The following is an 18,892-nucleotide window of genomic DNA, read 5'->3' on the forward strand; positions in this document are numbered from 1 at the left end:
ATAACAACAACTCATTTCAGGAGGTCATTATGAAGGCGATCATTTGCACACAGTATGGACCACCTAACGTTCTTCAGCTTCGAAATATAGAGAAACCTACGCCTAAAAAGAACGAAGTATTAGTTAAAATTCACGCAACAAGTGTATCAACTGGAGATTGTAGAATACGCGGTTTTAATAGTCCCCTCTTATTTTGGATTCCCATGCGGATCATATTAGGTTTCAGAAAACCAAGAAAACCTATACTCGGCGTAGAGTTATCCGGTGAAATCGAAGAAATAGGAACAGATGTAACTCAATTTAAAAAAGGTGATCCAATTTTTGCATTAACAGAACTAAACCTCGGTGGTTATGCCGAGTACACATGCGTACATGAAAGTGGATTAATAACATTAAAACCTACCAATGTGACGTATGAAGAAGCGGCAGTTATTCCTTTTGGCGGAACTTCAGCATTACATTTCCTAAGAAAGGGCCGTATAAAAAAAGGGAAACAAGTGCTCATATATGGTGCCTCAGGATCAGTAGGAACAGCTGCTGTACAACTTGCTAAATATTTCGGTGCGACCGTTACGGCTGTTTGTAGTAATTCAAATTTTGAACTCGTTCAATCTTTAGGAGCTGATACAATAATTGATTATACGAAAGAAGATTTTACTAAGCGGTGCGAGCGCTACGATATTATATTTGATGCAGTTGGGAAGTATAAAAAATCCCTTTGCACAAATACATTAACACCCAATGGAAAATATGTATCTGTTAATGGAATGATAGCAAAGGTAAGTAAAGAGGATATGATTCTACTAAAAGAACTAACTGAAACAGAACATTTAAAACCTGTTATTGATAGAACCTACCGATTAGAAGAAATTGCTGAAGCTCATATGTATGTGGAACAGGGACATAAGAAAGGTAATGTTTCTATTACCTTAAAATAAAATATATTCAGAAAATAACATTGACAATTCTTTTTGTAAGATTTACTATTAGTACCATATTAAAAAACTACATACACATACTCTTATCAAGAGTGGCGGAGGGACTGGCCCGATGATGCCCGGCAACCGAGCTTATAACGTATAAGCTAAGGTGCTAATTCCTGCAAAACGAGTTTTCGTTTTGGAAGATAAGAGAGGAATCTATTTTGTCTATTCGGCACCTCTCTTATTTTTGAGAGGTGCTTTTTATTTTGGAACGTATATTAAGGGGGAATTATAGATGAAGAAAGTATTATTAAGCATTGTAAGTGGGGCTGTATTATTATTAGGCGCATGTAGCGGAGGTTCAGATAAAGAAGTAAAAGCGTTAGATGAGAAAAAGATTACTGTCGGTGTAACAGGTGGACCGCATGAACAAATTTTTGAGAAGGTAAAAGAAGTGGCTGCGAAAGACGGGCTCGAAATCGATATAAAAGTATTTAATGATTATGTAGCACCGAACGTATCACTCGATGAAAAAAGCCTTGATGTAAATAGCTATCAAACGAAATCATATTTAGACGTATTTAAAGCTGAACGTAATATGAAATTAACCGAAGTATTTTCAACAGTAACATTCCCTATGGGCGTATATTCAAAAAGCTTAAAGGATGTAAAGGACTTAAAAGATGGCGATGCAATTGCTGTACCAAATGATCCAACGAATGAACTTCGAGCTTTAAAACTATTTGAAAAAGCAGGTGTTTTAAAAGTGGATCCAAAGGCTACAGAAAAAGCGACTGCAAAAGATGTAATTGAAAATCCAAAAAATTTAAAGATCGTTGAATTAGAGGCTTCTCAATTACCAACACAACTAAGTGAAGTAAAAGCAGCTGCAATTAATACAAACTTTGCATTAGGTGCAAAATTAAGCCCTGCGAAAGATTCTATCTTCCGTGAAGGAAAAGATTCACCATATGTAAACTGGGTCGTTGTTCGTACTGAAAATAAAGATGATGCTGTTGTAAATAAATTAAAGAAGGCTTATCAGTCTAAAGAAGTAAAAGAATTTATCGAGAAAAAATTTGATGGTTCTGTTTTACCGTCTTGGTAGGAGCTGACGATAATGATTGAATTAAACAATGTCTCCAAAGTATTTACAACAAAAAAAGGGAATGTGGAAGCTCTTAAGTCTACTTCCCTTCAAGTAAAAAAGGGTGAAGTATTTGGAATCATTGGATATAGCGGCGCTGGCAAAAGTACATTAATTCGATGTGTAAATTTATTAGAAAAACCAACAACAGGAAATATCATTGTAAACGAGCAAGATTTAACAACACTGTCTACAAAAGAACTAGCAAAAGCGAGACAAAAAATCGGGATGATTTTTCAAGGATTCAATTTACTTAAAACTGTTACCGTTTATGAAAATATCGCATTACCGTTACGTCTTGCTGGCATTCCAAAAGTAGAAATTGAAAAAAGAGTAGAAAAGTATTTACGTATTGTCGATCTTTTTACTCGAAAGGATGCCTATCCAAGTGAACTTTCTGGTGGCCAGAAACAACGTGTTGCCATTGCACGTGCACTATCACATGAACCAGAAGTGTTATTAAGCGACGAAGCAACGAGTGCTTTAGATCCAGAAACAACTGATTCTATTCTTGATTTGTTATTAAAAATCAACGAAGAAATCGGAATTACGATTTTACTCATTACACATGAAATGAACGTTATCCAACGTATATGCGACCAGGTTGCTGTTATGGAACAAGGGGCTGTAGTCGAAAGCGGGACTGTGAAGGATATTTTCACAAACCCACAACATGTAACAACAAAGAAATTTGTAAATAGTGCCTTTGCAGCGAAAATTCCAGAAGAGGTACAAAAAGAGCTACAAAGCACCGGGGAAATCGTAACCCTTTCATTTATTGGTACTACTTCAGGAGAACCTGCTTTAGCTGTTGCCACAAAACGTTTCCAAGTATATCCGAATATTTTATCCGGTAATATTACGCAATTAAAAAACGAGGCATACGGGAAACTTGTCGTTCATATGCAAGGTGAACAAAATGAAATTCACCGTGCTTTATCGTTTTTACAAGAGCAAGGAATCATCGTAGAAGGAGGTAGAGCTGACTATGGGAAACAAGTCCTTTTTGGATGAATGGGGTAAAGTCATATGGGAAGCAACCATTCAAACATTTCAAATGACATCTATTTCGCTGTTAATTTCTATCCTTATTGCGTTACCACTTGGCGTCACACTTGTTTTAACGAGACCTGGTGGACAGCGCGAAAATAAAATCATCTATCCTATTCTAAATACAATTATTAATATCATTCGTTCTCTTCCATTTATCATTCTATTATTCTTCATTTTACCTTTTACAAAGTTTCTAATGGGGACCTCTATTGGTGTGCAAGGTGTGATTGTACCACTTGTCGTATTTACAGCTCCTTATATTGCACGTTTAATGGAAACGGCTTTATTAGAAGTAGACCGTGGTGTTATTGAAGCATATCAAGCAATGGGAGTCTCTACTATAAAAATCATTTGGCACGTCATGGTGAAAGAAGCGCGTCCCTCCCTTGTACTTGGATTAACAATTGCAACGATTGGCTTAATTGGCGCAACAGCAATGGCTGGTCTTGTAGGTGCTGGCGGGCTAGGGGACTTAGCATATCGCTTCGGACATTTACGCTATGAACCTGAAGTAATGTATGCGACCGTGTTCATTTTAATTATCCTCGTTCAAGGACTACAGTCTTTAGGAAATGGTGTCGCACGAAGATTGAAGAAAGATTAAAAAAGAAGGTATCTCACCAAAATGAGATACCTTCTTTTTATCTTTTGAATCCACCTTCTGAATGAATAACTTGTCCCGTAATCCACTCTGCTTCTTCACTTACTAAAAACTTAATGAGTCTTGCTGCATCCTTCGGTTCACCAATTCTTCCAAAAGGAAACATTGGCTTTAATCCTTGCTTTACCTCTTCAGTCATCCAGCCTGTATCGGTTGGACCTGGGTTAATTGCATTCACTGTTATTCCTAAATGAGCTACCTCGGCTGACAACGAACTAGTAAGAGCATCAATAGCTCCCTTCGTTGTTGCATACGCCAGTTCTCCAACCATAGGTCCTTGAAATTGCCCCGAAGTCATATTTACAATTCTACTACCAGATTTCTTATCAAATCCTCGGGCAAATTGACTACTTAACAATGTAGTCGCACGAACATTGACCATGTAGTGCTTATCCAGATCTTCAGCAGTCAAATTAGAGAAATCATTATTCGTAGAGTACGCTGCATTGTTAATTAATATATGAGGGTATCCTAGTTGTTCAGTAACTTTATTTATAAGCTCTTTCGGTGCATCATTCTGAGTTAAATCTAACTCCATACTCGATACTTTCACACCGTTTTTTAGCAAAGCTTCTTTTAATTGTATTTGTTCACTTTGATCAACGACCCAAGGCATCTCTTTATCATAAGCTGTCCAATATGTAAAAAATATATCGTATCCTGCTTCAGCTAATTCTTTACAAATCGCTGCGCCTATACCATCTAAACGACTTACACCTGTAACAACTGCTACTTTATTTTTTAATTGATTCATCATATACTCCTCCAATTTTAAAGGATGCATATTTTATATAAGAGATATAAATTTCCCCTCATACGTATCTATCCTTACAAAGGGGGTGTACAAGCCAAATATGCAGTCCTTGAATGATTTACAGATAGCTAAATAACCCCTCACTGATGAGAGAAAAATGCATCTATCTAATTTCTAACCATTACAAGTTCATCCACATATTGAGTCCTTGTCTCCTTTCCATATACCTCTATTTCTATCATACCAATATGATGTAATATTTCAAATGATTTAAAAATAAAAATCACTATTCCATTCCAAACTTCTATCAATTTTATTATATTATAATATTTAAATAATGGAAATAATTAGAAAAAATGCTGGTAAATATTGACTAGCCTTCTTATAATAAAACGTGGGGCTAATGTGAGAATTTAGTTTTAAACAAATAGGGGGAAAAACACATGTCAAAAAAAATACTTTCTTTATTTTCTGCAGTAATCGTAGCAGCTTTCGTAATAACTGGATGTGGTCAAAGCGATACGGCAAATAAAGAACAAAAAGAAAATAAGACAGAAAAAACGGATACAACGAAAGAAAATAAACCTGAAGAAAAAAAATCCGAAGACAAGAAAACTGAAGATAAAAAGACGGAAAATACCGCTACTAGCTCCAGCGATTATTCTAAACTGATTTCCTACATGGAAAAAGAAACAGGCGGGAAAACAAAAGCTCTTTTTGAAAATAAGGAACCACAAGTCTATAAAGCTGAAGATGTTTCAGTATCAATGAACAGTTATACATTAGTTGAATTAAATGGATTCCATACGGACTTTAACATTCCATTTAACCGTCAAACAGAGGGCGGAGTTATTCTTGTGAACTATAGCGTAAAAAATAGTTCAGCTAAAGATATCTATTATATGCCAGCATTGGACATGTCATTTACTGGTGCTCAGAAAGTATATAGTAACTATAAAGACTTAATTCCAAAAGAAGATCAGCTACCAACTAAGCTTGCTCCAACGAATGATTACTTAGTAAAAGCAGGAGAAACTATTTCTGGTTATATCGCGTATCCATTCGGAAAAGATGATCTAGCGAAAATTTCAAGTCTCTCAACAGTCTCAGTCACAGTCCCAACTGCACAAGCTAATAAAGGAAAATTCGATGCTCCAATCGGAAGCCCTGGAAGCTTTTCATTAAGTTTAAATACGCAAGGTGCTGAAAAGGTTGCAACAGATAAAACTTTCTACCAAGATAAAGCTACAGCTAATAACATGGGCGATAAAAAAATGTTAAAAGAGAAATCAAGTATTAATAACAGCCAAGAATTAGGTGCTGTTAATGTTACATTAGACGGATACCAATTTACTCAATTCACACCAAATTCAGTTGAAGCACCACGCTTTGCAAATTTCAAAAATGGTATTGTTCTATTAACGGTGAAATTCAAGCTTGATAACAAAGATACTCAAGATGTTTCACTATCTCCTATAAGCTCTACATTAAGAGTGAATGATGGTACACAATATACGATTAATGAAGGTATGCTACTAAATTACGACTATAACGCTGCAGTTAAAACAGGAACATCTGGAGAGTTACTACAAGTATTTATTTTAGATCAAGAGCAGTATGAAAAGATTTGGAAAGACAAAAGCTTTGAGATTGAGTTAGGTCCTATGAGAAATAAAGAAGCTAAAGATATTTCACAAGGTAAAAAAGCTAAATTTACATTACCTAAATAAATTACTAAATATATAATAAAGAAGGTATATAACATATGATTGTTATATGCCTTCTTTATTTTTATAAAAACACTATTTTTGTTCACATTATATCCATTGTGAATCTTCTCACAATGGATATATAATAAACCTGTAAATACAATATTGGAGGGATTTCAATGGTTATCAATTTTTTAAGAACTGATAAACGTGCTACTTTCATATTATTACTTTTACGGCTTTACATAGGATATGCATGGCTCACTGCTGGGATAGGTAAAGTTTTCGGACAATCTTTTGACGCAAGTGGTTTTCTAAAGGGTGCTATCGCTCAGGCATCAGGTGACCACCCTGCAGTACAAAGTTGGTGGGCAGATTTTCTTCAACATTTTGTTCTTCCAAACGCAGACCTATTTAGCTTTTTAGTTCAATGGGGAGAAATTTTAGTAGGTCTAGGTTTGATTTTAGGCGGATTAACAAAAACAGCTGCATTTTTCGGAATCATAATGAACCTTTCATTTTTATTAAGCGGAACTGTTAGTGTAAATCCAAACCTGCTTATTTTAACTATGTTCATTTTAGTTGCAGGTCATAATGCCGGACGTATTGGATTAGATGGCTATGTTTTCCCTAAACTTTTCCGTAAAAACAACCATGAAACATATAAATTAAGTAAAACTGCGTAGTAACAGTTTACTTTTAAAATATAAATAAGAAAAAGAGCCTGATTATAGGCTCTTTCTTATTTACTCCAAATCTTATAATCATTTAAATCTTCCCAATAATGATTTAAACGCAGTTTACAACAATCTAACTCGGTTGCACAACGAAAATACCTATGCCGATATCCATTATATAGTACTAAAATTTTTCATACTTTCCCCAAGAATATAGTGTGAAAACCAGCTCAAATTCTGTTTCATAATAGCTACATTCATTCCCGGCTGATTAGGACTATATGCCATTCCTTTAAATATAATTAACTCTGTATCAACTTCCACATCCTTTAACCCTTGATGTAATTCATATGCATTTGTAATTGGTATTCTTGCATCCTTTTCGCCATGTTGGATTAAGGTAGGCGTACAGGCTGATTTAATATATGTCATTGGTGATGTTTTCTTATATATCTCTGGATCATTCCATGGAGTATTTCCTAAATGCATTCTAATAAAGTAAGGAATATCTGTATTTACATAATGAGTACTCCAGTTCGTAATTCCGCCCCCAACTGAAATAGCTTTAAATCTATTACTAAACGTAGAACAGAAAGCTGATATATATCCCCCGTTGCTCCATCCCATAACTCCTACTCTCTCTTTATCTACCATCCCTTTTTCAACTAGTTCATCCACTCCAGATATAATATCATCATAATCAGCAATTCCTTGTTTTCTATAAATTGCTTTTAAAAATTCATTACCATAACCAGAACTTCCTCTATAGTTTGGTTCTAAAACGATAAAGCCTTTTTCGATAAACTGTTCAATCGGATATTTCTCATTGAAACAGTCTGAAAATATCGGAAAGGATGCCCAAGCTGGACCACCATGGATTACTACTAATAAGGGATATTTTTTATTTGTTTCAAACTCTACTGGTGTTGATAGAACACCCTCTATTTCAAGACCATCACTACTTTGCCATGAGATGACTTCTCTGTTACTTTTAAGCCTTCCTTCGAAAAAGCTATTTTCATTCGTTATTTTTTTGTCGTCTAAATAAATTTCAAAGGTTTCATTTGTTATAGCCTTACTATAGGTTATATGATTTCCTTCTCTTGTTATAGAGACATCCATTATAAAGCCATCTATTTTTTCGCTTAATGTTTTCACAGTGCCCTCTTCAGCTAGTAATCCAATACGATAATTCGTTTTATCCTGCCATCTAATTAAAATCCCTTTAGCTGTCCACTGTAATGGCATAACCGTACTATCAAAATTTATTAAAGGTTGAATTACCTCTCCCGTATTCATATCATATATCTCTAATGTATTATCTTGTATATGATTTCTATAGTAATCCTTCTCTCTTATGCTTGCTGAGTAACATATTTTGCTGCCCTCAGGAGAAAAGCAAACGCTCCCGCCCAACAACTTATCTACATTCATCTTTTGCAGTTCCTCAGCTTCAACATCTAATATATATAGATCACCATTCATATGATCGTTTAGGCTTGGTGTAGCCATACATACAACCTTTGTCCCATCATTTGAAATATCAAAGTTATTTATATAAAAATCCTTTCCATCAGTTAATTGATACACACCGTTAATCTCTCGTTCTTCTATATCATTTTGTATCACTCTTTCTATTTCAATGTAGCATAAACAATTATTCTGATGTTCCTTACCTACATGTTGAAAATCTCCATATAGCTCCTTACGTTTCTTTATTTCCTCACATTCTTTTGACTGTGTAATATAATAAATCCCTTTACCAGTAGGCCCCCATTTGAATGTATTAACTCCTTCCTTCTCATCCGTAATTTGAACCTCACTACCATCGTCTATTGACTTAACAAAGATCTGATTTGTATTAGCTCCGTCACCGCCTGGGCTAAGGTATGCAATAGTCTTAGAATCTGGAGACCATAATGGATGTGTACTATCTATATCCCCATTTGTTAGTGGATAACTCTTCTCTTTATCTGTTTCATATATCCATACATGATTTCTATACGTATTATCTTTCCAGTTAACTGACTTTTTTACAAATGCTACGTTTTTTCCATCATCACTTATGTTTGCATTTGATACGGCCGGTAATGAAATAATCTCTTCTATACTTAAATATGTTTTTGCTTTCACTTTCATATAATAAGCCCCCTTGTAATGTCCATGAATCTACCGTCTCTTCTTGTCGTAATAAAGGAAATTGTTCACGGATACTTAAAATGATAATAGAAAATTCAGGTAAATCAAAGTAAATTCGATAAAGTAAACCTTTAAATCTATAGGGTTCTATCCACTTACCAATTTCAGATATTCTTTTTCCACACAAAAATACCCCTTTAGATAAAATATCTAAAGGGGTACAAATTCGTAAATTTATTTTAAAGCTACAACTATATTTATTAACCTACCAATCTCCTACTCAACAGTAACAGATTTAGCTAAATTACGTGGCTTATCAACGTCACACTCGCGGTGAAGTGCTGCGTAGTATGAGATAAGTTGGAATGGAATAACTGCTACTAGCGGTGCTAGTGCTTCGTGTACAGCTGGTAGTACGAAGCTGTCACCTTCCATTTCTAAGCCTTTCATTGAGATGATACATGGGTTAGCTCCGCGTGCTACTACTTCTTTCACGTTACCACGAATTCCAAGGTTTACGTGCTCTTGTGTAGCAAGTGCGATAACTGGTGTACCATTTTCGATTAAAGCGATTGTACCGTGTTTTAACTCTCCTCCAGCAAATCCTTCTGCTTGGATGTAAGAAATTTCTTTTAGTTTTAACGCGCCTTCTAATCCTACGTAGAAGTCTACGCTACGTCCGATGAAGAAACAGTTACGAGTTGTTGCTAAAAATTGTTTTGCTAATGCATCCATTTCTTCTTTTTGATCACAAAGTTCTATCATTGCATTTGCTACAAGTCCTAATTCGTGTGTTAAATCAAAATCAAGAACTTCACCTTTTGCTTTAGCAATGTCCGCAGCTAAAATTGAAAGTACTGCAAGTTGGGCTGTGTAAGCTTTCGTTGATGCAACTGCGATTTCTGGTCCTGCGTATAACGGAAGTGTATAATCAGCTTCACGAGAAAGCGTAGAACCAGGTACGTTTGTAATCGTTAATGCTTTATGACCCATTTCATTTGTTTGCACAAGTACTGCACGACTATCAGCTGTTTCACCACTTTGTGAAATGTAAATGAAGAATGGTCTTTCTGTTAATAGTGGCATGTTGTAAGAGAATTCGCTTGCTACGTGTACTTCAACTGGCATTTTTGCAAACTTCTCGATAAATTGTTTTCCAACAAGACCTGCATGATAACTTGTTCCACATGCAATGATGTAAATACGATCACTATCTAAAATCGCATTGCGGATGTCTTGATCTAATTCAATCTCGCCATTTTCATCTTGATACTTTTGAATTATATTACGGATTACAAGTGGTTGCTCATCGATTTCTTTAAGCATGAAATGAGGGTATGTTCCTTTTTCAATATCACTTGCGTCTAATTCCGCTGTAAACGGTGCACGTTCAATCGTTTCACCTTGTAAGTTTTTAATTGTAATACTTTCTTTCGTTACGATTACGATTTCTTTATCCATTAATTCAATAAATTGATCTGTAACTTGTAACATCGCCATAGCGTCGCTCGCCACAACATTAAAGTTGTCACCAACACCTACTAATAGCGGGCTTTTGTTTTTAGCAACATAAATCATGTTTGGATTTTCAGCATCAAGTAGTCCGATTGCATAAGAGCCATGTAAAAGAGATAGCGCATTACGGAACGCTTCTTCTACACTTAATCCTGTGCTCACTTGTTGTTCCATAAGCTGCACGATAACCTCTGTATCAGTTTCACTTACGAACGTTACATCTTGTAAATATTCCTTTTTCACTAACTCATAGTTTTCAATTACACCGTTATGAACTAGTGTAAAGCGTTTTGATGTACTTTGATGCGGATGCGCGTTTACTTTACTTGGAACACCGTGTGTAGCCCAGCGTGTGTGTCCGATACCTACGCTTGCTGCTACGTTCTCGTCTACGATTTCACGAAGTTTTGCAATACGGCCTTTTTCTTTGTATACAACAACACCGTTCTCTGCTTGTACTGCAATACCTGCTGAATCATATCCACGATATTCTAGCTTTTCTAAACCTTTTAATAAAATTTCCTTTGCATCTTGCTCTCCAATAAATCCTACGATTCCACACATGTTTAGTCGCCGTTACAAATGCTTACACTGCTCTGCGAACATGTAACGACATAGTCCGATACCATTTTTATTTATACTAAAAAACGGATTACATATTGCTAGCCCTGTAAGCTTGTAACGGCTTTCACCTTCCTCTCGATTGGGTTTAAGTCCGTATATACTTATACAGCTAGTTTTCATCCGTTCCTTTTCTCTCATCACACTTTCACCTTTGTCCACTAAGTCACCTTAATGATTTAAGTAAAAGCTTGCGGTTGTGATGAACAACCGGGAGTCATCCGCCGAAATCTCGATAAACCCCACCTCGTCAACTACACTACTTGTAGTTCTGGCGCTTCTATAATTTACAATATTTCCTTTGAGAAAAAGAACAAGACCATCTTATAACAAACATGGATAAACCGTCAATGAAATTTTTTTCATCGTCTATAAAACATATGAAAAAGGAGCACTTCTTGTGCTCCTTTTTCAATAAATTTATCAAATTATTCAGCGCCAACTTCCGCTTTCACAACTTCTACAATGCGATGTACATATGCGTCACAAACTTCTTGTGTTGGTGCTTCTGCCATTACACGAATAAGTGGCTCTGTTCCAGATGGACGAACGAGAATGCGGCCATCACCATTCATTTCTTCTTCTACAACACGAATAATTTCTTTAATTTTTTCGTTTTCTAGTGCTAGTTTTTTATCTGTTACACGAACGTTTACTAGTAATTGCGGGAATTTTGTCATTTCTCCTGCAAGCTCAGATAATGGTTTTTTCGTCATTTTCATGATGTTTACAAGTTGAAGTGCACTTAACATTCCATCACCAGTTGTAATGTAATCAAGTAAGATAATGTGACCTGATTGTTCTCCTCCCAGGTTATATCCACCACGCTTCATTTCTTCCATTACGTAGCGATCACCAACTGCTGTTTTATCACTTGTAATACCGTTAGCTTCAAGCGCTTTATAGAAACCTAAGTTACTCATAACTGTTGAAACAACTGTATTGTGCTTTAGTTGACCAGTTTCTTTCATGTACTTTGCACAAATAAACATAATTTGATCGCCATCAACGATGTTTCCTTTTTCATCTACAGCGATTAAACGGTCACCATCACCATCAAAAGCAAGACCGATATCAGCACCTTTTTCTTTTACTAATTTAGCTAATACTTCTGGATGTGTAGAGCCTACTCCATCATTAATGTTCATACCGTTTGGTGAAGTACCCATTGTTGAAATATCAGCTTCTAAATCAGCAAATAAATATGGAGCTAAAGAAGACGTAGCACCATGCGCACAATCTAAGGCGATATGTAAACCAGAGAAATCTTCCTCTACAGTTTGTTTAATGTATTGTAAATATTTTTGTCCACCTTCAAAATAATCACTCACTTGTCCAAGATTAGTACCTGTTGGACGTGGCAATTCATCAACTTCTTTGTCTAATAAAGCTTCGATTTCTGCTTCCTGCTCATCCGTTAATTTAAAACCGTCTGAACCAAAGAATTTAATTCCGTTATCCTGTACTGGATTATGAGATGCAGAAATCATAACACCCGCTTGTGCATCTAACGCTTTTGTTAAGTAAGCAACACCTGGTGTAGAAATAACACCAAGGCGCATTACTTCTGCTCCAGTTGATAATAGACCTGCTACTAAAGCTCCTTCTAGCATATGTCCTGATATACGTGTATCACGACCGATAATTACTTTTGGACGATCTGTATCTTTTGTTAATACATAACCACCGAAACGTCCAATTTTGAACGCTAATTCAGGCGTTAACTCCTGGTTCGCAACCCCACGTACTCCATCTGTACCAAAATATTTACCCATTATGATTCGCTCCTTTTTCTGGCTCTTTTTGATTATCTACTGTTGGCTCTTGACTAGTTTCTTTTTCTTTATTTTGTTCCTGTTCCTTTTCCTTTTCCTTTTCCGGATCAGGTTTAGGCTCAGGTTCAGGTTCAGGATTTTTTGGTTTTTCAGTTTGATTATCTTGATTATTATTTGAATCTGGTTTTTCACCGTTACCCTGTACTTCTTTATCTGGATTTTCTTTCTTCACAATTGTGACTTTAGCACTTTTTTGTTTTGGCTCTATTGAAATATTACCAGGACCGCTCACTTGAATAGAAACATCCTTCGTCCCTGGAGATACATTTTGCAGATTAATCGCTGCTGTTATTTGAGCTGCTGTTATTTTATCTACTATACTTGTTTCTCCTGAAATATCAACGCTTATCTTCCCATCTTGCGGCGAAAGTAGCTGGGCCGTAACATCTTTAGAAAGTCCATTTTTTTGAATTGATATACCATCAATCGTTCTTGTTTTCGTTTGTTTTGTTTTTTGCACGCCTACTGAAACCTTCACTTGATTCGGCTTTGCACTTGTTACACCCTTTGGCAATAAAACAGAGGTATCGAATGTTGTAGACTCTGTCAATTGACTAAGATCTACTTCGACCCCCTCTATCGATTGTATATTATCCAATACATCTTTTGGACCTGCTATCGTTACTTCTCTCGGCTCAACGCTAATATTTGTAACGGCCAATCCTTCTGGTAAACTCCCCTTTTTCGTATACGTTACAGGAACAGTTTTTTCAGTATTATTGGCCGTTGCTTGCGTCGTCACATTCAACGTTACATTAATTTTAGATGGACTTGTTCTTACATTTAAACGTTTTCCTTCTTTATTGTATAATGTAACTTCGGCTGTTTTCGTAACAGTTTTATTAACACCTTTTAAATCAATATACGCTTTAGCAGATGAAATACTTTCAATTTCTTCTTTCGTCCCAACTACCTCAACAGTATCAGGTTTAATGTTTGATTTTTCGAGGGTAGAACCTGCTGGCATCTGATCCTCATTTGATAATTTTAAGTCTACATGAACATATTTTCTCGCTTTTTCATGAAGAGTAATTTTAATTGTCGATGGCTGAACTGTTCCTTTCACATCATCTGGAAGCCCGTTCGTTTTCAAAGAAACTTCATAAGTTCCTGTTTCGCTATCTCTCAAATCAACTGGTATATCAAATTGTTTTTTTGCTTTTGCTGTAGCAACTGCTGCTTTTGGGCCCTCTAACTTTACCTTAACGCCCTCTGCCGGAATACCACTTACAATATATTTCTCTTCATCATACTTAAGGTTAATATCATAATTAGTTAATGTTTCTTTCGCATCATTTGCAAAAGGTAGTATCCCTGATGTCGTATTTTTTTCAGTTAAAGTCGCTGACATAAAAAGCATACACGCCAATAGTAATGAGATTCCTTTTAAAAACCAATGATTCTCCATTAACTTATCCATGACGCTTTCTCCTCCAATTCCATAAAGACGAAGAAGTCGTTTTTTCGTTCGCACTAAACTCAGCTAACAACATATCTTTCAGCTGTTCTGTCTTCAAATCACGATGCAACTTACCATTTTTCGTTAAAGAAATTTGGCCTGTTTCTTCCGACACAACTACTGTAATACTATCCGTAACTTCACTAACTCCCATTGCAGCGCGATGCCTAGTTCCTAACTCCTTAGAGATAAATGGACTTTCCGATAACGGCAGATAACATGCTGCTGCTTTAATGGTACTTCCTTGCATAATTACTGCTCCATCGTGAAGAGGTGTATTAGGAATGAAAATATTAATGAGTAATTCCGATGATACGTTTGCATTTAGCGGAATACCCGTTTCCACATAATCACCCATACCGGTCTCTTTTGACAAAGTAATTAATGCACCTATTCTACGTTTCCCCATATATTCCGTTGCTTTCGCTATCGCTGTTGCAACGATTTCAGGTTCATCATCCTCTTGATTCCCAACACGCGAAAACAGGCTCCCGCGTCCTAGCTGCTCAAGCGCTCTTCGTAATTCTGGCTGGAAAATAATAATCACGGCTAAAAATCCCCACGTTAATACTTGCTCAGTTAGCCAATATAGCGTATGCAATTCAAGGAAAATACTGATCATCCGAACGACAATAATAACTGTAATCCCTTTTAAAAGTTGAACAGCTTTCGTCCCTCGGATTATGAGAATTAGCTTATATATAATAAACCATACAACGGCAATATCTAATACCGTACTAAGATATTTCAAAATGGTCGTATCTTCAAAAGGCATGCTAACCCTTCCTCCTACTTACGAGCAATTCTATCCATATATTGAAATATTGTTTTTATGCTCTATCTGTATGTATTTCCAACAACTAGTTAATTATACCATACATGAAACAAACAACAATTACAAACAACCCCCTTTGGTCTAAATTGGTAAGATGTCAAACATTCTTATCGTACAGTACAGTATAATATAAATCATTATTATACGCCTATTTTCAAATAAAAAAAGCAACTTCTCAGTTGCTTTTCTTACATTTATTTTAGTTTTTCACCGAATAAAGAACCCATTAAAGCAACCGCTGTTGTTGCCGTTCTATTTCGCTCATCTAAAATCGTATTTACCTCAACAAACTCAGCAGATGTAACAATATCAGATTCCGCTAACATTTCCATTGCTAAATGGCTTTCACGATAAGATAGACCACCGATTACAGGCGTTCCAACTCCTGGTGCATCATGAGGATCAAGACCATCTAAATCTAATGATAAATGGACACCATCAGTATGAGATAAATACGCGATTGTTTCTTCCATAACAGCCGTCATACCCATACGATCAATCTCGTGCATTGAGAATACTTTAATACCTTCATTGCGGATAAAGTCTTTTTCTCCTTCGTCTAATGCACGTGCACCGATAATTACAACATTCTCTTTTTTCACCTTTGGATATGCCCCGTATAAATCTACAAGTGAAGAATGTCCATACCCTAAACTTGCTGCAAGTGACATACCGTGAATATTTCCAGATGGTGAAGTTTCTTCTGTATTTAAGTCACCATGTGCATCATACCAAATAACACCTAAATTTTTATAATGTTTCGCAACACCAGCTAATGTACCGATAGCGATACTATGGTCACCACCTAATACAAGTGGAAAACGACCTTCTTCTATAATATGATCCACCTTACTTGCTAATTCGTTACATACAGTTGCAACTTGTGTAAGGTTTCTTAAGCTTGTATTTACATCTACTTCTTTTTCTCTCTCTATACATATATCTCCCATATCTTTAACGTCATATCCGATTTCTTGAATTCTTTCAACTACGCCTGCATAACGGATTGCGCTCGGCCCCATATCAACTCCACGACGCATCTGTCCTAAATCCATTGGAACTCCAATAACTGAGATTTCTTTTTTCATAGATAGTATCCCCCTTTTGTGCCTTCACTAAATATTTTAAATCTTTTATATAGTCTGACTCAACTCGACATTTTTCTGTATGGATATACAAATTATTCACTTATATCCGCTTTGAAACCCAAATGTTAAGACTATTCTATGTATAAAGTTAACTTAATTAAACAACTACCATCATTATTATTAGATAATAATAAAAAAAACACTTCTACATTTAGGAGTGTTTTGCTGATGCTATTTTCCACACTGCAGCAATATTCTTTGCTGTCATTTCGATATTCTCTGCTGCTACTTTATATGCCTCTTCTAATGTCATCGGGCTCGATGTAATACTAAATACTGCATCAATCCCTTTTTCATGAACAGCGGTGTAATCCGGAGATACAGACCCTCCAATAGCAATGACAGGAATGTGAAAACGCTTTGCACGCTCCGCAATACCTACAGGAGCCTTTCCATATGCTGTTTGTTCATCTATTCTACCTTCACCAGTTATAATTAAATCTGCACCTTCTATATGCTTATCAAATTTTGTATAATCTAATACAATTTCAATTCCTCTCCGCAAGTTTCCCTTTAACACTGCCATAACAGCTGCTCCCATTCCTCCTGCAGCTCCTGCACCAGGTATTTTAGATACGTCGCAAGATAAGTATTGTTTAAGGATATACGCATAATGCTTTAAATTCTCATCCAGCTCTTTCATCATCTCTGCATCCGCACCCTTTTGCCGTCCAAATACGAGAGATGCTCCCCTTATTCCAACTAACGGATTATCTACATCACATGCTGCTTCTATCTTTATATGCGCTAAGCGTGAGTCCATTCGCGAAAAATCAATAGTGACAATCGAATGTAACGTTCCTCCAGATGGATCTATTACTTCCCCTTTTCCATTTATAAACCTAACTCCTAAAGCTGACAACATACCTGCTCCCCCATCATTTGTAGCACTTCCTCCAAGTCCTAAAATAATGTGCTCAGCTCCTTCATCTAGCGCATGTAGTATAAGTTCTCCTGTTCCTTTCGTCGTTGTAACAAGTGGATTTCGCTTTTTAACCGGAACATGTTGTAACCCTGATGCTGCTGCCATTTCAATAAACGCTGTCTTTTTATCTTTAGACATACCGTAAAAGGCTTGTACACGTTCTCTAAGCGGTCCTGTCACATGAAGTGATGTAATCCTCCCCCCTATGGCATCGACAAGTGAATCAACCGTTCCTTCACCTCCATCTCCAATTGGTATTTTTACATACTCTGCTTTAGGAAAAATTGCTCCAAAACCTCTTTCAATAGCCTCACATACTTCTATAGCTTTTAAGCTTTCTTTATATGAATCAGATGCAATAACAACTTTCACAATTATCCCCATCCTTTATTTTCACGTTTTCTCCATTTTAAATGAAAAATATGAAAGTTGTCTATTTCATTCACAAAAAAACATACTCATTTGATTTAAGCTTTTTGGTGGAGCCTAGCGGGATCGAACCGCTGACCTCCTGCGTGCAAGGCAGGCGCTCTCCCAGCTGAGCTAAGGCCCCAAGTTGTATGGTGGGCCTAAATGGACTCGAACCATCGACCTCACGCTTATCAAGGTTGTATTCTACCACTGAACTACTTCCGCAAAAATGATGAGCCATGAAGGACTCGAACCTTCGACCCTCTGATTAAAAGTCAGATGCTCTACCAACTGAGCTAATGGCTCGTAAATGGCTGGGCTAGCTGGATTCGAACCAGCGCATGACGGAGTCAAAGTCCGTTGCCTTACCGCTTGGCTATAGCCCATTAATATTTACTAGTATGGTTATCTTTTCAAAAAAATAAACCCTCTCAGGTTATTTTAAAGAAAATGGTGGAGGGGGGCAGATTCGAACTGCCGAACCCGAAGGAGCGGATTTACAGTCCGCCGCGTTTAGCCACTTCGCTACCCCTCCGACATTTAAAATATATATGGTGGAGGATGACGGGATCGAACCGCCGACCCCCTGCTTGTAAGGCAGGTGCTCTCCCAGCTGAGCTAATCCTCCAAAAGTGGTGACCCGTACGGGATTCGAACCCGTGTTACCGCCGTGAAAGGGCGGTGTCTTAACCACTTGACCAACGGGCCAAAATTTTTTAAAACTCTTCCCAAGCTTCCAACCGGGCTTGAACCGGTGACCTCTTCCTTACCATGGAAGTGCTCTACCAGCTGAGCTATGGAAGCATAATGGCTCCGCAGGTAGGACTCGAACCTACGACCGATCGGTTAACAGCCGATAGCTCTACCACTGAGCTACTGCGGAATAATATTAGCCTGGCAACGTCCTACTCTCACAGGGACAAGGTCCCAACTACCATCGGCGCTAGAGAGCTTAACTTCCGTGTTCGGTATGGGAACGGGTGTGACCTCTCTGCCATCATTACCAGACTTTTATCATTTTAAACATTTCTTTCGAAATGTCAAGAAGAAAAACATATATTCCTTCAAAACTAGATAACA

General features: G+C 36.8%; 15 protein-coding genes, 8 tRNA genes, 1 rRNA gene and 1 riboswitch. Of the genes, 6 read left to right on the forward strand and 18 right to left on the reverse strand.

Translation table 11 applies throughout. The features are described 5' to 3' along the window. The first annotated feature begins 29 nt into the window (after positions 1–29). From DN390_RS18645 to DN390_RS18660, 4 genes are all read left to right on the forward strand, one after another. Entirely contained in the window at positions 30–938 is a 909-nt protein-coding gene (locus tag DN390_RS18645) for an NAD(P)-dependent alcohol dehydrogenase (protein WP_147808079.1), read from the forward strand. Between the two features lie 80 nt (positions 939–1,018). After that, positions 1,019–1,133: riboswitch (SAM riboswitch) on the forward strand. Between the two features lie 85 nt (positions 1,134–1,218). Continuing rightward, entirely contained in the window at positions 1,219–2,031 is an 813-nt protein-coding gene (locus tag DN390_RS18650) for a MetQ/NlpA family ABC transporter substrate-binding protein (protein ID WP_000756984.1), read from the forward strand. 12 nt (positions 2,032–2,043) lie between these two features. Beyond that, the gene (locus DN390_RS18655; RefSeq protein WP_147808080.1) at positions 2,044–3,084 is read left to right on the forward strand and encodes a methionine ABC transporter ATP-binding protein; all 1,041 of its coding nucleotides are present in this window, start codon (positions 2,044–2,046) and stop codon (positions 3,082–3,084) included. Next, positions 3,059–3,727: a methionine ABC transporter permease gene (locus tag DN390_RS18660; RefSeq protein ID WP_000527151.1), complete on the forward strand. Its 669-nt coding sequence runs from the start codon at positions 3,059–3,061 to the stop codon at positions 3,725–3,727. Before DN390_RS18655 ends, DN390_RS18660 begins: the two co-directional genes overlap by 26 nt. Before the next feature lie 37 nt (positions 3,728–3,764). Here the strand turns inward: DN390_RS18660 and DN390_RS18665 are convergent, their stop codons facing one another. After that, on the reverse strand, positions 3,765–4,541 hold the full coding sequence (locus DN390_RS18665; RefSeq protein WP_147808081.1) for an SDR family oxidoreductase: 777 nt from the start codon (positions 4,539–4,541) through the stop codon (positions 3,765–3,767). Positions 4,542–4,981: 440 nt separating this feature from the next. On the opposite strand from DN390_RS18665, the gene DN390_RS18670 reads away from it, so the two are divergent. Together DN390_RS18670 and DN390_RS18675 are read left to right on the forward strand one after the other, a co-directional pair. After that, entirely contained in the window at positions 4,982–6,268 is a 1,287-nt protein-coding gene (locus tag DN390_RS18670; RefSeq protein ID WP_147808082.1) for a DUF5068 domain-containing protein, read from the forward strand. Between the two features lie 158 nt (positions 6,269–6,426). Beyond that, positions 6,427–6,933 (forward strand): DoxX family membrane protein, encoded by a 507-nt coding sequence (locus DN390_RS18675; RefSeq protein ID WP_060629228.1) that lies wholly within the window; start codon positions 6,427–6,429, stop codon positions 6,931–6,933. Between the two features lie 165 nt (positions 6,934–7,098). Here the strand turns inward: DN390_RS18675 and DN390_RS18680 are convergent, their stop codons facing one another. The 17 genes from DN390_RS18680 to rrf all read right to left on the reverse strand — a co-directional run bounded on the left by DN390_RS18680 (position 7,099) and on the right by rrf (position 18,820). Further along, positions 7,099–9,063 carry a S9 family peptidase gene (locus DN390_RS18680; protein WP_147808083.1) on the reverse strand — a complete coding sequence of 655 codons (1,965 nt, stop codon included), beginning with the start codon at positions 9,061–9,063 and terminating at the stop codon, positions 7,099–7,101. 276 nt (positions 9,064–9,339) lie between these two features. Continuing rightward, positions 9,340–11,142, reverse strand: coding sequence for a glutamine--fructose-6-phosphate transaminase (isomerizing) (gene glmS / locus DN390_RS18685; protein WP_060629226.1), 1,803 nt, complete (start codon positions 11,140–11,142; stop codon positions 9,340–9,342). 12 nt (positions 11,143–11,154) lie between these two features. Beyond that, complete coding sequence (locus tag DN390_RS18690) at positions 11,155–11,340, reverse strand: hypothetical protein (RefSeq protein WP_033659100.1); 186 nt, start codon at positions 11,338–11,340, stop codon at positions 11,155–11,157. A 287-nt stretch (positions 11,341–11,627) separates the two neighbouring features. Further along, positions 11,628–12,974 carry a phosphoglucosamine mutase gene (glmM, locus tag DN390_RS18695; protein WP_060629225.1) on the reverse strand — a complete coding sequence of 449 codons (1,347 nt, stop codon included), beginning with the start codon at positions 12,972–12,974 and terminating at the stop codon, positions 11,628–11,630. Further along, on the reverse strand, positions 12,967–14,454 hold the full coding sequence (locus DN390_RS18700) for a CdaR family protein (protein ID WP_147808084.1): 1,488 nt from the start codon (positions 14,452–14,454) through the stop codon (positions 12,967–12,969). Before DN390_RS18700 ends, glmM begins: the two co-directional genes overlap by 8 nt. After that, the gene (gene cdaA, locus DN390_RS18705) at positions 14,447–15,268 is read right to left on the reverse strand and encodes a diadenylate cyclase CdaA (RefSeq protein ID WP_060629223.1); all 822 of its coding nucleotides are present in this window, start codon (positions 15,266–15,268) and stop codon (positions 14,447–14,449) included. Before cdaA ends, DN390_RS18700 begins: the two co-directional genes overlap by 8 nt. A gap of 254 nt (positions 15,269–15,522) precedes the next feature. Beyond that, complete coding sequence (gene rocF, locus DN390_RS18710) at positions 15,523–16,416, reverse strand: arginase (RefSeq protein ID WP_147808085.1); 894 nt, start codon at positions 16,414–16,416, stop codon at positions 15,523–15,525. Between the two features lie 211 nt (positions 16,417–16,627). Continuing rightward, positions 16,628–17,773 carry a glycerate kinase gene (locus DN390_RS18715; protein ID WP_147808086.1) on the reverse strand — a complete coding sequence of 382 codons (1,146 nt, stop codon included), beginning with the start codon at positions 17,771–17,773 and terminating at the stop codon, positions 16,628–16,630. A gap of 105 nt (positions 17,774–17,878) precedes the next feature. Then, a tRNA-Ala gene (locus tag DN390_RS18720) sits at positions 17,879–17,954 on the reverse strand. A 91-nt stretch (positions 17,955–18,045) separates the two neighbouring features. After that, positions 18,046–18,118, reverse strand: a tRNA-Lys gene (locus DN390_RS18725). A 5-nt stretch (positions 18,119–18,123) separates the two neighbouring features. Further along, positions 18,124–18,198 (reverse strand) — tRNA-Gln (locus DN390_RS18730). 65 nt (positions 18,199–18,263) lie between these two features. Next, a tRNA-Tyr gene (locus DN390_RS18735) sits at positions 18,264–18,347 on the reverse strand. Positions 18,348–18,364: 17 nt separating this feature from the next. Then, positions 18,365–18,440 (reverse strand) — tRNA-Val (locus tag DN390_RS18740). A gap of 5 nt (positions 18,441–18,445) precedes the next feature. Beyond that, positions 18,446–18,520: transfer RNA gene (locus DN390_RS18745), tRNA-Glu, on the reverse strand. A 23-nt stretch (positions 18,521–18,543) separates the two neighbouring features. Continuing rightward, a tRNA-Thr gene (locus DN390_RS18750) sits at positions 18,544–18,616 on the reverse strand. Positions 18,617–18,620: 4 nt separating this feature from the next. Beyond that, positions 18,621–18,695, reverse strand: a tRNA-Asn gene (locus tag DN390_RS18755). 9 nt (positions 18,696–18,704) lie between these two features. Continuing rightward, positions 18,705–18,820, reverse strand: a 5S ribosomal RNA gene (gene rrf / locus DN390_RS18760). Positions 18,821–18,892: the final 72 nt, after the last annotated feature.

Source organism: Bacillus sp. SH7-1 (genome assembly GCF_008042405.1).
GTDB lineage: Bacteria > Bacillota > Bacilli > Bacillales > Bacillaceae_G > Bacillus_A > Bacillus_A thuringiensis_N.

Bases quoted from the DNA above. Each gene is read 5' to 3' on its own strand.
- DN390_RS18655 (WP_147808080.1), top strand. From the start codon at position 2,044: ATGATTGAATTAAACAATGTCTCCAAAGTATTTACAACAAAAAAAGGG.
- DN390_RS18675 (WP_060629228.1), top strand. From the start codon at position 6,427: ATGGTTATCAATTTTTTAAGAACTGATAAACGTGCTACTTTCATATTA.
- cdaA (WP_060629223.1), bottom strand. From the start codon at position 15,268: ATGCCTTTTGAAGATACGACCATTTTGAAATATCTTAGTACGGTATTA.
- DN390_RS18665 (WP_147808081.1), bottom strand. From the start codon at position 4,541: ATGATGAATCAATTAAAAAATAAAGTAGCAGTTGTTACAGGTGTAAGT.
- DN390_RS18670 (WP_147808082.1), top strand. From the start codon at position 4,982: ATGTCAAAAAAAATACTTTCTTTATTTTCTGCAGTAATCGTAGCAGCT.
- DN390_RS18690 (WP_033659100.1), bottom strand. From the start codon at position 11,340: ATGAGAGAAAAGGAACGGATGAAAACTAGCTGTATAAGTATATACGGA.
- glmS (WP_060629226.1), bottom strand. From the start codon at position 11,142: ATGTGTGGAATCGTAGGATTTATTGGAGAGCAAGATGCAAAGGAAATT.
- DN390_RS18680 (WP_147808083.1), bottom strand. From the start codon at position 9,063: ATGAAAGTGAAAGCAAAAACATATTTAAGTATAGAAGAGATTATTTCA.
- DN390_RS18700 (WP_147808084.1), bottom strand. From the start codon at position 14,454: ATGGATAAGTTAATGGAGAATCATTGGTTTTTAAAAGGAATCTCATTA.
- DN390_RS18650 (WP_000756984.1), top strand. From the start codon at position 1,219: ATGAAGAAAGTATTATTAAGCATTGTAAGTGGGGCTGTATTATTATTA.
- glmM (WP_060629225.1), bottom strand. From the start codon at position 12,974: ATGGGTAAATATTTTGGTACAGATGGAGTACGTGGGGTTGCGAACCAG.
- DN390_RS18645 (WP_147808079.1), top strand. From the start codon at position 30: ATGAAGGCGATCATTTGCACACAGTATGGACCACCTAACGTTCTTCAG.
- DN390_RS18660 (WP_000527151.1), top strand. From the start codon at position 3,059: ATGGGAAACAAGTCCTTTTTGGATGAATGGGGTAAAGTCATATGGGAA.
- rocF (WP_147808085.1), bottom strand. From the start codon at position 16,416: ATGAAAAAAGAAATCTCAGTTATTGGAGTTCCAATGGATTTAGGACAG.